The organism is Nostoc sp. DedSLP03, from assembly GCF_034530815.1.
Taxonomy (GTDB): Bacteria; Cyanobacteriota; Cyanobacteriia; order Cyanobacteriales; family Nostocaceae; genus Nostoc.
In genome coordinates this window covers 140,890-154,874 of the sequence record NZ_JAVRCK010000005.1, presented here as the reverse complement: position 1 = coordinate 154,874, position 13,985 = coordinate 140,890, and the positions used below count along the sequence as shown (strand labels likewise).

At 44.4% G+C, this 13,985-nt stretch carries 10 protein-coding genes and 1 other RNA gene; 6 read left to right on the top strand and 5 right to left on the bottom strand.

Annotated features, from left to right (window positions below; genetic code table 11):
• The first annotated feature begins 54 nt into the window (after window positions 1-54).
• The 5 genes from RM368_RS04170 to queF all read left to right on the top strand — a co-directional run bounded on the left by RM368_RS04170 (window position 55) and on the right by queF (window position 1,924).
• Entirely contained in the window at window positions 55-321 is a 267-nt protein-coding gene (locus RM368_RS04170; RefSeq protein ID WP_322692879.1) for a YciI family protein, read from the top strand.
• Between the two features lie 37 nt (window positions 322-358).
• An RNA gene (gene ffs / locus RM368_RS04165) (signal recognition particle sRNA small type) lies at window positions 359-455 on the top strand.
• A gap of 25 nt (window positions 456-480) precedes the next feature.
• The gene (locus RM368_RS04160; protein ID WP_322692878.1) at window positions 481-867 is read left to right on the top strand and encodes a phasin family protein; all 387 of its coding nucleotides are present in this window, start codon (window positions 481-483) and stop codon (window positions 865-867) included.
• 160 nt (window positions 868-1,027) lie between these two features.
• Window positions 1,028-1,429 carry a hypothetical protein gene (locus RM368_RS04155; protein ID WP_322692877.1) on the top strand — a complete coding sequence of 134 codons (402 nt, stop codon included), beginning with the start codon at window positions 1,028-1,030 and terminating at the stop codon, window positions 1,427-1,429.
• Between the two features lie 114 nt (window positions 1,430-1,543).
• Entirely contained in the window at window positions 1,544-1,924 is a 381-nt protein-coding gene (queF, locus tag RM368_RS04150; protein WP_322692876.1) for a preQ(1) synthase, read from the top strand.
• A gap of 37 nt (window positions 1,925-1,961) precedes the next feature.
• Here queF and pstS read toward each other — a convergent pair whose 3' ends face one another.
• The 4 genes from pstS to RM368_RS04130 form a co-directional block, all read right to left on the bottom strand.
• Window positions 1,962-3,059: a phosphate ABC transporter substrate-binding protein PstS gene (gene pstS / locus RM368_RS04145; protein ID WP_322692875.1), complete on the bottom strand. Its 1,098-nt coding sequence runs from the start codon at window positions 3,057-3,059 to the stop codon at window positions 1,962-1,964.
• 159 nt (window positions 3,060-3,218) lie between these two features.
• A complete protein-coding gene (locus tag RM368_RS04140; protein WP_322692874.1) occupies window positions 3,219-4,619 on the bottom strand; it encodes a cytochrome c biogenesis protein in 1,401 nt (466 codons plus the stop codon).
• 31 nt (window positions 4,620-4,650) lie between these two features.
• Entirely contained in the window at window positions 4,651-5,391 is a 741-nt protein-coding gene (locus tag RM368_RS04135; RefSeq protein WP_322692873.1) for a cytochrome c biogenesis protein CcdA, read from the bottom strand.
• 57 nt (window positions 5,392-5,448) lie between these two features.
• Window positions 5,449-12,114 carry a HAMP domain-containing protein gene (locus tag RM368_RS04130; protein ID WP_322692872.1) on the bottom strand — a complete coding sequence of 2,222 codons (6,666 nt, stop codon included), beginning with the start codon at window positions 12,112-12,114 and terminating at the stop codon, window positions 5,449-5,451.
• A 422-nt stretch (window positions 12,115-12,536) separates the two neighbouring features.
• Between RM368_RS04130 and RM368_RS04125 the strand changes: the two genes are divergently transcribed.
• Window positions 12,537-13,220 (top strand): Uma2 family endonuclease, encoded by a 684-nt coding sequence (locus RM368_RS04125; RefSeq protein ID WP_322692871.1) that lies wholly within the window; start codon window positions 12,537-12,539, stop codon window positions 13,218-13,220.
• 164 nt (window positions 13,221-13,384) lie between these two features.
• Here RM368_RS04125 and RM368_RS04120 read toward each other — a convergent pair whose 3' ends face one another.
• A complete protein-coding gene (locus tag RM368_RS04120) occupies window positions 13,385-13,807 on the bottom strand; it encodes a hypothetical protein (protein WP_322692870.1) in 423 nt (140 codons plus the stop codon).
• Between the last annotated feature and the right edge of the window lie 178 nt (window positions 13,808-13,985).

Sequence of the window (13,985 nt, the reverse complement as noted above, 5' to 3'; positions counted from 1 at the left end):
TCAGCACTGGGTACTTTACGTAGGCTGTTTGTTGTAACTGGAGTTAAGAAGCCAATGCCGTGGTTTGTAAAAATTGAAGAAGGGAAAGTCGATAAACCTACCTTTGACCAATATGTACCTGCTCACAAAGCCTACATTCGGGAATTAATTACTAAAGGACACAAAGCGCGAACAGGCTATTGGGTAGAGCAAAGAGGCGGAATGTTACTGTTTGAGGCTGCCTCAAAGGAGGAAGCAGAAGCGATTGTAGCTGATGACCCCTTGGTAAAATATGGCTGCGTCAACTATCAGCTTTATGAATGGCGAATTGTTATGGAATGACATATACTTACTGAATTTTCATGTTATGTTTATATAAGACCTGGATCTATGCGATCGCAACACCCAAATCTTGTCAGAACCGGAAGGTAGCAGCAACACGGGAGGCTTGTGGTAGGCGTAGTCTCCGGGTCGCCCTATTTTTAGGAGCGGTCAGTAACAATGCCTGGTTTTGGAGATATTGTTCAAAAAGCTTTTTACCTCGGTGTTGGATTAGCTTCTTACGCGGGTGAGAAAGCAGGGGGAAAACTAGCCGAAGTGCGATCGCAAGTCCAAAAACTGGCAGATGAAATGGTGGCAAAGGGCGAAATGAACACAGAAGAAGCCCGCCGCTTCGTTGAGGACATGATGAAGCAAGCCCAACAAGCCCAACCATCTGGTGAAACCTCACCAGAAACGCCCCCTTCTCAACCTCGCCGTATTGAAATTTTAGAGGAAGATGAAGAGCCAACGGTCAAAGAGGCCTCAAATGATGAGAATGTAGATAAATTGCGCGATGAAGTGCTAAAACTGCAAGATGAGTTAAAACGATTGCAACGCGATCGCTAAAAAGCATTATTTGAGCGCAATATTAAGTAATAATAAGTGGCATTTTGACATGACACTTCGGATAAAAACTTGATAAGATACATTGCTTAGTGTGTATTTTAGTGCTTCAAGCCAGATAGCACAAAGCGTCCTGTTTATAGCCTGCAAAGGTGTCAAGTTTATGGAACAGTGGCAAAAAGATTTAGTAGAAATCGTCGAAACAGTGGCTGATGAAGTAGAGCGCTTCTTCCTGGGAATGAGTGAAGTAGTAGACGCACTTTTTGAGCTAACGGAAGAAGTCACCGAGCAAGTACATAATAATATTGTTACTGAAGTCGATCAGTATCTACAGGATTTGGCTGAACCGATGTTAGAAGCTTACTGGGAACTGGAAGACATGGTAGCAGATGTAGATCCGGGTTTTCCTTATTCAGTTGAACCTACATCTGAAAAAAATCCTGCCTGTATTGGTTGTACTCATTACCACGGTCAAGTTTATGGTGGTAATTTATTAGTTTGTGCTATGCATCCCCACGGGTGCGAAGATGAGAATTGTCCAGACTGGGAGAAGGAAGAGTATTGAGGGGGAGTTGGGAGTTAGGAGTTAGGAGTTAGGAGTTAGGAGTTAACAAGCTACAAAATTACTAAAAGGACGTAAAGATAAGTAGAATAACTAATGACAAATGACAAATGACAAATGACAAACCAAGAAATGAAGTATGGCGAACGCGATATTGCGGAAGGTAAACTAATTACTTTTCCGAATCCGCGTGTGGGTAGGCGATATGACATTAACATTACTTTGCCGGAATTTACTTGTAAATGTCCATTTTCCGGTTATCCTGACTTTGCGACAATTTATGTTAGCTATGTGCCCGATCAACGGGTAGTGGAATTAAAGGCACTCAAACTTTATATTAATAGTTACCGCGATCGCTACATTTCCCACGAAGAATCTGCCAATCAAATTTTGGATGATTTTGTGGCTGCTTGCGATCCGTTGGAAGTGACGGTAAAAGCAGATTTCACGCCTCGCGGTAATGTACATACTGTGATTGAAGTGCGTCACCAAAAGTAACATCATTGCTGATGAGCGCAGATGGCATTAATCGGCTTCATTCAGCAATTTTCTTGACGGCAGATTGCACTTGCAGCACAACTTTTTTTGATAAAGGAATATATCCAAGTTCCAAACTGGATTTTTGCCCGTCAATCACAGCCCAATTTATAAAGTTTTTCAGTGCTTGAGCTTTGACTCGGTTTGGATATTGGTGATAAGTTAAAAGCCAGCTGTAAGTGACGATGGGATAAGACTGGGGACTTGTAGGATCGGTGATAAAAGCAATCAAATTATCACCTGGTAATTTTACTGCTTCTAAAGTTTGTGCTACAGATTCTGGTGTCGGCGTAATATAATTACCAGATTTATTTTCTAAAGCAGCCACAGAAAGTTTATTTTGTTTGGCGTAAATGTATTCTACATAGCCAATAGCTCCTGGTATCTGTTGAATCAGGGCGGTAACACCTTCGTTACCCTTTCCACCAATTCCTACTCGCCATGCTACAGATTTACCAGCCCCAATTTTGCTTTTCCATTCTGCACTGATGGCGCTTAGGTGTTGCGTGAATACGCTTGTAGTTCCACTACCATCAGTTCGGTTTACAACTTGAATTGGTAAATCGGGCAAACTTACACCTGGATTAGCTGCACCTATTCTAGGATGATTCCAATTCTTAATTTTTCCGAGAAAGATATCTACGTAAACTTGGCGTGGTAGCCTGAGAGTGGGTAGCACATTCACTTGAGGCGACTGCTGTATAGATGGTGTCAGGTTATAAGCTAACACAATAGAACCGGCAGTTATTGGCAAAGCAATGACTCCCCGTTTTATCTTGGCTGCTTGTTCCCTTGTAATTCCCACATCACTAGCTGCAAAATCTACAGTGCCGTCGATGAGCTGTTGCACTCCAGCACTGCTTCCGATAGCTTGATAGTTAATTTCTATATTGGGATTTTGCTGGTTGTAATCTGAAAGCCAACGCTCATACAAAGGTGCGGGAAAACTTGCCCCAGTACCAACAAGGGAAACACGCTTGATGTTTTTTGGCTCGGCAGTGCAAGAAGCAATACTCAATAAGATAGCTATTAAAGGTAGAAGGCAAACCTGTCCTTGAAACTGAAGTTTAGCAGATATAGAAATTTTTTGTTTCAATGTTTAATAAATACCTCTAGTAATTTCAATGTTTGTAGGTGTGTGGGTGTAATTAGTTGTAAATAATTTTGAAACGCAAAGGGACGCGGAGGTTAACGCAAAGGTACGCAAAGTAATCCTCTGCGTTCTTGGAGCGATTTTCTTTGTACCTTTTTGTGTTTAAACTTCAATTGCTGCTTCTTTCTCTTCACCTTTTGGCTGTGAACTCAGCCGATCTAAAATCTCTAAAACTTCTTGTTCAAAAGCAACTTGGGCACGATTAGTTTTGCCACCAATATACAAGCGATCGCCTTTTTGTAATGCCCATATTTGCGAGTGTGAGAAGTAACTCATCACTACACCCAGCATGAGCAAAGCAAACCCTGTATAAACAATTGGGATGCCTGGATCGGCTTTAATTTGTAAGCCAGTGCTACCAATGATGTCTAGAATTTTCAGCTTCACGCCATTAACTTCGGTGAACATCCCCGCGCGGACTGTATCAACAAGTTTGCCAGTGGCATCATAAATTAATACCATCCCTTGCAAGTCTTTCGCTAACAAAGAGACACCCTCGCTCAAATCTGGTTTAGTCGGAACCCAGGTTCCCCAAATCCGCCCGTTACCGTTGGTGTTCAATTGCGCCATCGGCAACTGAAAAATCGGGCTGTTGTTAAATTGGACGCGAACACCTGCAATTCCCCAATCAGTTTGATAAAAAGTTATGCCATGATAGCGCAGAGGCTCGTTGACAAAAATCTTCTTATGGTCAACTTCCTCTCCCTGATTATTCAAGACAGACATATCCGAATAAAATTGATCGATGCCGCCAGATGGTGTGTAGTCAATCCAAAAACGATTGACGCGCACAGACCAATCTTTCGGGACTTGCGCTGCGGCTAAAGGCCCAGCATCGACAATATTTGTCACTTGAAATGTATCGCCACTAGCAACCATTTCCTGAGCCAAAAACCCAGTCATTGCCCCCCAAATTCCCCCTAGCAAAATAGCAACGATCCCAATGTGAACAATAATTGGGCCGATGCGTCCGACTATTCCTTTGCGGGCGTAAAGAAGATTTGCTTTTTCTTGATTTGGAAAAATTTTATAGCGGTGTTTTTGTAAGATTTCGCTGAGGGAATTTAGAGAAGCAGTATCTAGTTCTGCACTTAAAGCTAATTTTTGAAATTGTCGTGGTTCTTCGTAATATTTCCAGCGCTGGGCAGCTTTTAAGGCTGGTAACTGACGGGTAAATGAACAAGCAGTTAAGCTAGTGCCAAATAAGATCAGTAATGCCAGAAACCACCAAGTTCGATATACGTGGTCTAACCCAACTACTTGAATTACCTTCCAAGTTAAGAAACCAAATAAAGCTGGATGTTCTGGGTAGTTGGCTTGGTAAAATGCGGGTGACTGACCTTGCTCAATAACTGTACCGGTAGAGCTAAAGATGGCAATCAATAGCAGTAGTGCGATCGCTAATTTTAAGTTAGTCAGTACGGGCAAAAGCTCTTGGCGTAAGAACTGCCCAGGTAATGCCCACCATTTTATTTCTTTGGACGCTGAATCTTCTAAAGTCATTAGGTGTAAAATCTAATACAAGGTATTGATATTAAAAACTGCCAAGGGGAATCCGAGAAATTAAGGAAAATACACCGAATCCTACCAATAGTGCCCCGCTAACTGGGTTAATCCAGCCAGACCAGCGACGCAATTCTAGTAATTTTTTAATTGAAGCTGTAAAAGTACCTGCCAAAATCAACGGTGCTACATAACCGGCTGTATAAGAAAGTAGCAAAACAGCGCCTAAAATTAAGTCTTGTGTACTAGCAATCCAACTTAACAAGCTCGCTAAAACAGGAGTGCTACAAGGGGATGCGACTAAACCGAAAGTCAGCCCCAGCAAATAAGAACGCAATCCTGCTGGCAAATCTGGCGAAATCCAATTGGTTTCATTCAAGGATGGAAATTGTAGAGGCAGTGCTTCTAATAAGTTCAGCCCCATGAGAATGGCGATAATGCTGACGATAATCGGCAAACCAATTCCCACTTGACCGTAGACTTTTCCAACTAAACCTGCTATGATACCTAGCCCTGCTAGTGTAGTTGCTAAACCTAAAGCAAACCAAGTTGATTGGGCAGCTGCTTGCAAGCGGCTTTTGGCTTCATAACCACCAATGTAACCAATGGTAATTGGCAGCATCGAAAGCATACAGGGTGTAAGACTGGTAAGCAAGCCAGCGACAAAGATGATGCCAACGCTTACCCCGCTAAGGTGTGTCAGTTGGTTAGCAACAAGGCTGTTGGCAAATTGTTCTAGTTGGTAAATTTGGGTTTGCAGGTTATCAAACATGGGGAGTCTCTGAGCGGGAAATGCTTACTCTGCTTGAATTGTAGCTTAGTTATTCCGTTAACGATATAGCCAAACACGCAATAGCGACAGCAATTGTTCTGTATCTACGGGTTTGGTGATGTAATCTGATGCGCCCGCTTCAATACACTTCTCGCGATCGCCTTGCATGGCTTTAGCGGTCAGTGCAATAATCGGCAAAGATTTAAATTGCTCGTTTTGGCGGATTAAGCGTGTTGTTTCGTAACCGTCCATTTCTGGCATCATTACGTCCATCAAAACAACATCAATATCTGGTGTAGTTTCCAACAGGGTAATCCCCTCCCTGCCGTTTTCAGCGTATAAAACCTGGATTTGATAACGCTCTAGCATACTTGTCAGCGCAAAGATATTACGCATATCGTCGTCTACGATTAGCGCTTTTTTGCCAGCGAGTAAGTAATCTATGGAATGCAGTTGTTCGAGTATTTCTCGTTTGGGTGCTGGTAAATTTGCTTGGACTCGGTGTAAAAATAATGCTGTTTCATCGAGGAGACGTTCAGGCGATCGCACATCTTTAATGATGATTGTTTCGGCAATTCGTCTGAGTTCCGTTTCTTGAGCTTTGCTAATTTCTCTACCTGTGTAGACAATAATTGGTAAAGTTTTACCGTGAGGTAGAAGCTTTATCTGCTCGATCAGTTCAAACCCAGTCATGTCGGGTAGCCCTAAATCGAGAACGAGGCAATCAAAATGCTGTGAGCGAATAGCTTCTAGAGCTGCTGCACCGTCAGCCACAGCAGTGGTCGAAACATCGCTGTTACCAATCAACTCAACAATACTCAGCCGTTGAGCGTCGTCGTCTTCGACTACTAACAAATTTTTCACTTGGCGCTCCACAAAACCTTTAATTTTGGTCAACGCCTCGGATATGGTCTCGCTGGTTAAAGGTTTTTGCAGATATGCGATCGCACCTAATTGCAAACCGCGTTGTCTTCCTTCCTCAACGGTCATGATATGTACAGGAATGTGGCGGGTATTTGGGTCATGTTTGAGACGATCTAATACAGTCCAACCATCCATTTCTGGCAACCTGATATCTAGCAAAATCGCTGAAGGTAAGAATTGCTGCGCTAGCATCAAACCTGTAGTGCCTGTTTGGGCAGCGATCGCCTTGAATCCTTGCTGTTGTGCCATATCTAGCAGGATACGCGCAAAATTAACGTCATCCTCAACAATTAGTAACACGCGATCGCCGACGCCGATAGTAGTGCGATCGTCATTAATCAGTGGTAAGTGAGGACTTGTACTGAGCGACTTGCCTTGAGCGAAGTCGAAAGGAGCCGAAGTAGTGAGGAGTGAGGAGTGGGTAGAGACGCGATTAATCGCGTCTGTGCTGGATTGAGTTGATGTTGGCTCAGGACTCAAAACTCGGAACTCTGGACTCAATTGCGGGAAGTAGAATGTAAAGGTGCTGCCTTGACCGGGGTTACTGATTAGTTTAATTTCGCCGCCAAAGAGACGGGCGATTTCACGGCTAATTGATAAGCCCAATCCGGTGCCGCCGTATCTCCGACTGGTAGAGCCATCGGCTTGCTGAAATGCCTCGAAAATAACTTTTTGCTTGTCGGGGGCAATGCCAATGCCTGTATCGCTGACTGAGAAGGCGATGACATTTTGGGCGCGATTCAAACTTTCTTGGTCTTTGCTCCATCCCTGCTTCGCCACCGCAATCTGTAAGCGTACTTCTCCTTTTTCTGTAAATTTAAAAGCATTGGAGAGGAGATTTTTTAAGACCTGTTGTAAGCGTTTGACATCTGTATAGATGGTTGTGGGCAATTCGGGAGCCAATTCAATTGTGAAACCAAGTCCTTTGCTCTGAGCGATTTGTCGGAAGGTGCGCTCAATCTGATCGCCCAATTCTGTCAATGGCATTTGAGTTATGTCAATCGACATAGTTCCAGATTCAATTTTGGCGAGATCGAGAATGTCATTGATTAACGCCAACAAATCAGTTCCGGCTGAGTAAATTGTTTGGCTGTATTCGACTTGTTTGGCGGTAAGGTTGCGATCGATGTTATCTGACAACAATTTCGCCAAAATCAACAAGCTGTTCAACGGTGTCCGCAGTTCATGGGACATATTGGCGAGAAATTCTGATTTGTATTTTGAAGAAAGAGCGAGTTGTTCGGCTTTGTCTTCCAAAGAAAGTCTTGCTTGTTCAATTTCCCGATTTTTGCGCTCGACTTCTTTCTTTTGCATCGCCAACAACTCTGCCTTTTCTTCTAACTCAGCGTTGGTTTGTTGCAGTTCTTCTTGCTGTCCTTTGAGTAAATCTTCAGAGGCTTTGAGTGATTGGGCTTGTTGTTCTAAGCGCTTGTTAGTTTCCCTGAGTTCGCTTTGCTGGGTTTGGAGTTCTTCAGCCAAAGATTGCGACTGCTTGAGTAATTCTTCAGTTCGCATCGATGCAGCGATCGTGTTGAGGACGATCGCGATACTTTCGGTAAGCTGGTCGAAGAATGTCAGATGAATTTCGCTAAAGCGGCGGAAGGATGCTAATTCGATGACTGCTGTCACTTGTCCTTCAAAAAGTACAGGTAACACCACGGCATTCAAAGGCGTGGCTTCTCCTAACCCAGAGGCAATTCTGACATAATCGCTGGGTACTTCCGTCAACAGTATTCGCTCTTTTTCTAAAGCGCATTGTCCCACCAAACCTTCACCCAAGTGGAAGCGGTTAGCTAGATGTCTGCGTTCGCGGTAAGCGTAGCTACTAATTAATTTCAAATAGGGTGTATGTTCAGCAGACTCCATCAAAAAGAATACGCCGTGTTGCGCTCCTACCAAGGGCGCTAGTTCTGAGAGAATTAGTTTCGATACGGTTTCCAAATCTCGCTGCCCTTGCAGCATTCGGGTAAACTTGGCGAGGTTAGTTTTCAACCAATCTTGTTCGGTGTTTTTCTGCGTTGTCTCGCGCAGATTAGCAATCATCTGGTTGATGTTGTCTTTGAGGATCGCGACTTCCCCTAATGCTTCGACGGCAATTGAACGAGTTAAATCGCCTTTAGTTACAGCTGTAGCAACTTCGGCGATCGCTCGCAACTGAGTTGTCAGTGTAGCAGCGAGTTCGTTTACATTATCCGTCAAATCTTTCCAAGTTCCAGCCGCCCCAGGGACTCTCGCTTGTCCGCCTAACTTTCCTTCGATTCCCACTTCCCGCGCTACTGTAGTTACCTGATTGGCAAATGTTGCTAGGGTATCAATCATCTCGTTGATTGTCTCTGCCAAGGTTTCGATTTCTCCTTTGGCATCTAACATCAGTTTCCGTTTCAAGTCACCGTTCGCAACTGCGGTTACAACTCTAGCAATACCGCGCACTTGTGCCGTTAAGTTACCCGCCATCGAGTTAACGTTATCAGTTAAATCCTTCCAAGTTCCTGCAACACCTTGGACTTGCGCTTGTCCGCCTAACTTCCCTTCAGTTCCCACTTCCCGCGCCACCCGCGTTACTTCACTTGCAAAGGAACTAAGTTGATCCACCATTGTATTGGTGGTGTTCTTCAAGTCCAAAATTTCGCCTTTGGCATCGACGGTAATTTTCTTGGATAAGTCGCCATTCGCTACCGCTTTGGTAACTTCCGCGATGTTGCGAACTTGTCCGGTGAGGTTCCCCGCCATCGAGTTCACATTGTCTGTTAAATCTTTCCAAGTACCTGCAACTCCTCTGACGTAAGCTTGCACGCCCAATTTACCTTCGGTTCCCACCTCACGGGCAACTCTGGTAACTTCTGATGCAAAAGAATTGAGTTGATCCACCATTGTGTTGATGGTGTTTTTAAGCTCTTGAATTTCACCTTTGACATCAACGGTGATTTTCTTGGATAAGTCGCCGTTTGCTACCGCCGTGGTAACTTCGGCAATGTTCCGCACCTGTGCCGTCAAGCTTCCCGCCATGAAGTTTACACTTTCGGTCAAGTCCTTCCAAGTACCTGCCACTCCCTTAACTTCTGCTTGTACGCCCAATTTACCCTCAGTTCCTACCTCCCGCGCCACCCGCGTCACTTCACTGGCAAAGGAATTGAGTTGATCCACCATCGTATTAATGGTGTTTTTGAGTTCCAAAATTTCACCTTTGACATCAACAGAGATTTTTTTAGATAAGTCGCCATTTGCCACTGCCGTGGTAACTGTAGCAATATTTCGCACCTGTGCCGTTAAACTTCCCGCCATGAAGTTCACGCTGTCAGTTAAATCCTTCCAAGTTCCAGCGACGCCGCGCACATCTGCTTGTACGCCTAGTTTACCTTCGCTTCCCACTTCCCGCGCCACCCGCGTTACTTCACTGGCAAAGGAGTTGAGTTGATCCACCATTATATTGATGGTATTCTTGAGTTCGAGAATTTCGCCTTTGACGGCAACAGTAATTTTCTTCGATAAATCACCATTGGCGATCGCAGTTGTCACTTCGGCAATGTTCCGCACTTGTGCCGTCAAGCTTCCCGCCATGAAGTTTACGCTATCGGTTAAATCTTTCCAAGTTCCGGCAACGTCTTTTACTTCCGCTTGTACGCCCAATTTCCCTTCAGTTCCCACCTCACGGGCAACCCGCGTCACTTCTGATGCAAAGGAACTGAGTTGATCCACCATTGTGTTAATGGTGTTTTTCAACTCCAGAATTTCACCTTTGACATCAACAGTAATTTTCTTGGATAAGTCGCCTGTTGCAACCGCCGTAGTCACTTCGGCGATGTTTCGCACCTGCGCTGTTAAGCTTCCCGCCATGAAATTCACGCTGTCGGTTAAATCTTTCCAAGTACCCGCGACACCGCGCACTTCTGCTTGCACGCCCAGTTTACCCTCGCTTCCCACTTCACGCGCAACCCGCGTCACTTCACTTGCAAAGGAATTCAGTTGATCCACCATTGTGTTGATGGTGTTTTTGAGTTCCAGAATTTCACCTTTGACATCAACAGTGATTTTCTTAGATAAATCGCCTGTTGCAACCGCCGTAGTCACTTCGGCAATATTTCGCACCTGTGCCGTTAAACTTCCCGCCATGAAGTTTACGCTGTCGGTTAAATCTTTCCAAGTTCCAGCCACACCGCGCACATCGGCTTGCACGCCCAGTTTACCTTCACTTCCCACCTCACGAGCAACCCGCGTTACTTCCGATGCAAAAGAACTGAGTTGATCTACCATTATATTGATGGTGTTTTTCAGTTCCAGAATTTCACCTTTAACATCAACGGTGATTTTTTTGGATAAATCGCCATTTGCGATCGCAGTGGCAACTTCGGCAATATTTCGCACCTGTCCGGTGAGATTACCCGCCATTAGGTTAACGTTATCAGTTAAATCTTTCCAAGTACCCGCCACTCCCCGGACTTCTGCTTGTACGCCTAACTTTCCTTCAGTTCCCACCTCACGGGCAACTCTTGTTACTTCTGATGCAAAGGAATTCAGTTGATCCACCATTGTATTGATGGTATTTTTGAGTTCCAGAATTTCGCCTTTCACATCGACGGTGATTTTCTTGGATAAGTCGCCATTTGCTACCGCCGTGGTCACTTCGGCAATATTCCGCACCTGTGCCGTCAAGCTTCCCGCCATAAAATTCACACTATCAGTTAAGTCTTTCCACGTACCCGCTACGCCGCGTACTTCTGCTTGACCGCCTAATTTACCTTCTGCACCCACCTCACGCGCAACTCTGGTAACTTCACTGGCAAAAGAATTCAGTTGATCCACCATGATGTTGACGGTGTTTTTCAACTCTAAAATTTCGCCTTTAACATCAACAGTAATTTTCTTGGATAAGTCGCCATTCGCTACCGCCGTTGTGACTTCGGCAATATTACGGACTTGAGCAGTTAAATTTCCTGCCATCAAGTTAACGTTATCGGTTAAATCTTTCCAAGTCCCTGCAACACCTTTAACTTCGGCTTGTACGCCCAACTTCCCTTCAGTTCCCACCTCACGCGCCACCCGCGTTACTTCCGATGCAAAAGAATTAAGCTGATCCACCATCGTGTTGACGGTGTTTTTGAGTTCCAGAATTTCGCCTTTCACATTGACAGTGATTTTTTTCGATAAGTCACCATTGGCGATCGCAGTGGCAACTTCGGCAATGTTGCGAACTTGTCCGGTGAGATTACCCGCCATCAAGTTAACGTTATCAGTCAAATCTTTCCAAGTGCCAGCCACACCTTGCACTTCGGCTTGAACGCCCAATTTTCCTTCGGTTCCTACTTCCCGCGCCACCCGCGTTACTTCCGAGGCAAAAGAACCGAGACGTTCTACCATCGTGTTGACGATATTCGCAGTTTGGAGAAACTCACCTTGCAGAGGTCTGCCTTCAATTTCTGTAGCGATCGTTTGCGATAAGTCACCATTAGCAACTGAGCGAATTACCCGCGTAGTTTCAGCTGTTGGTTGAACTAAATCTGTAATTAGAGTATTGACAGAAGTAACGCAATTTGACCAAGAACCACGAACATCTCCGAGAGAGGCACGTTCAGCAATTTTTCCTTCTTTGCCAACAACGTTACCAATTCGCTGTAACTCTGCCGCCATCCGCTCATTCTGGTTAATAATATCATTGAGCGTATCAGCTATTTTCCCCGCCACACCAGTATGGTCTATGGGCATCCGAGCAGAGAAGTCACCCTGTTTAACAGCATTCAGCGTTCTTAATAGCTGATTTAAATCTAGATTATCGCTGTCTCTAGTTAACTGTTCGGTTGCCATAGCCTTATCCTTAATCTTGAATCTTGAGGAATTTTTTATATTTTTTGCACCCCGTACTTATTTAGAGTACTTTTAGCCAATGCGTATCACAATAGAGAGCAGGGAATAGAAAGCGGATCGAACTAATTTTTATGGGTGCGAGTGTAAGCAGTTAAGAAAGACTGCTAATTAAATGGTATTGCCGTCGAAATATCTGGCATACCACTTAGCTAATGATAGCTAGTTGGAATCTGTTGTGCAGCATTAATTGTCGGCGATGCCTAACTTGAGCGAGTAAGCGATCGCACGTAGAACAGACGATGATAATTAACATTACATTTTATGATTTTTGGAATTTGAGGAAAACAGCAAATCAATAAATTCTAACTGATAACTGAGGTTTGCTAAAGTCAAAAATATCCGGCAACTCCAAGGATTGGCAAATGGTTAGAGAGTACTCACCCCAGAGACATCTGCCTCCGCTTGAAAGTGGCGATCGCCTAACTCGCCCTGAATTTGAACGGCGTTATGCGGCTGCACCCCATATCAAGAAAGCAGAACTGATTGAAGGAATCGTTTACGTGGCATCTCCCTTAAGACATGAGCAACATGGCAAACCCCACAGTCGGGTGATAACTTGGTTAGGAGTCTACCAATCACTGACTCCCGGTGTTGATTTAAGCATTGAACCAACGGTCAGACTAGATTTAGACAATGAACCCCAGCCAGATGCAGCGTTGTTTATTGAACCAGACGCAGGCGGACAAACCCGTTTAAGCAGCGACGGTTACATTGAGGGATCTCCCGAATTAATTGTTGAAATTGCCGCGAGTAGCGTTGCAATTGATACTGGCAGCAAAAAGCAGGTTTATCGCCGTAATGGAGTGTTAGAGTACGTAATCTGGCAATCTTACGAGAATAAAATTGAATGGTTTTGCCTAATTGACGGCGACTATCGATTGCTATCTCCCGGTGCAGATGGAATTATTCGCTCTGGGGTGTTTCCGGGTTTGTGGTTGGCGGTGGAGGCGCTGTTAAACAATCAGATGGTGCGGGTGTTGGAGGTGGTGCAAGCGGGGTTGAAGTCACCGGAACATGATGCGTTTGTGCAGCAGTTGCAGAAATAGACAAGTCTGAAATAGTTTACTCACTGAGTTTTCGTGTCATTTTACCCCACCCTAACCCTCCCCTTGCAAAGGGGAGGGAACTAAATTCCGGTTTCCCCCCTTTACAAGGGGGGATTAAGGGGGGTAATTTGACTATTGGATTTTACTCAACTGACGATCGCACCCTACACCCGATTCATAGATCCATTTGCAGAAGCAAGCTTCACAGAATCGGCTGCTAAAGAATTGGTGGGTTTGGAATTGTCTAGTACGCTTCGCTTCTTCTTGGTATTACCTCGTCTAGCACCACCCGCCATCTCGTATTCTCGGCTGGTTTTACCGTAACGGCTGCCAACTCCTAATAACATTTTTTCTGACATCGCTATTACAACCTTTTCGGCGTTATTCACCTCATCTGTAAGTTTGTCAATGGTAGATAATGCAGTGTTGTAGGCAGCAAGCTTAGACCGGAGATCGTTAATTGTCGTGGTATAAGCTTGTATAGTCAATCCTTCACCAAAGTCAAGTTTTACATTAATAGATTGCAAACTTTCAATCCGGCGATCGGCTCGTTCTAAAGCGGTGGAATTTCTTTTACGACGTGCCATAATGCATCTCTGCTACTAGGCTATTAGTACTGTTTTATACCAAAATGTTTCTAATTGTCATGGGAAAATATCGCAAATTAGTTGCAATTACATTTCTCAAAGTTTAGTTAATTTCACTTAGACTATATTCTATTTTCGGTATTAAATAGAGTCATAATTTCGTTACAACAATTGCTGC

Bases quoted from the DNA above. Each gene is read 5' to 3' on its own strand.
- RM368_RS04125 (WP_322692871.1), top strand. From the start codon at position 12,537: ATGGTTAGAGAGTACTCACCCCAGAGACATCTGCCTCCGCTTGAAAGT.
- RM368_RS04140 (WP_322692874.1), bottom strand. From the start codon at position 4,619: ATGACTTTAGAAGATTCAGCGTCCAAAGAAATAAAATGGTGGGCATTA.
- queF (WP_322692876.1), top strand. From the start codon at position 1,544: ATGACAAACCAAGAAATGAAGTATGGCGAACGCGATATTGCGGAAGGT.
- RM368_RS04120 (WP_322692870.1), bottom strand. From the start codon at position 13,807: ATGGCACGTCGTAAAAGAAATTCCACCGCTTTAGAACGAGCCGATCGC.
- RM368_RS04130 (WP_322692872.1), bottom strand. From the start codon at position 12,114: ATGGCAACCGAACAGTTAACTAGAGACAGCGATAATCTAGATTTAAAT.
- RM368_RS04160 (WP_322692878.1), top strand. From the start codon at position 481: ATGCCTGGTTTTGGAGATATTGTTCAAAAAGCTTTTTACCTCGGTGTT.
- RM368_RS04135 (WP_322692873.1), bottom strand. From the start codon at position 5,391: ATGTTTGATAACCTGCAAACCCAAATTTACCAACTAGAACAATTTGCC.
- RM368_RS04155 (WP_322692877.1), top strand. From the start codon at position 1,028: ATGGAACAGTGGCAAAAAGATTTAGTAGAAATCGTCGAAACAGTGGCT.
- RM368_RS04170 (WP_322692879.1), top strand. From the start codon at position 55: ATGCCGTGGTTTGTAAAAATTGAAGAAGGGAAAGTCGATAAACCTACC.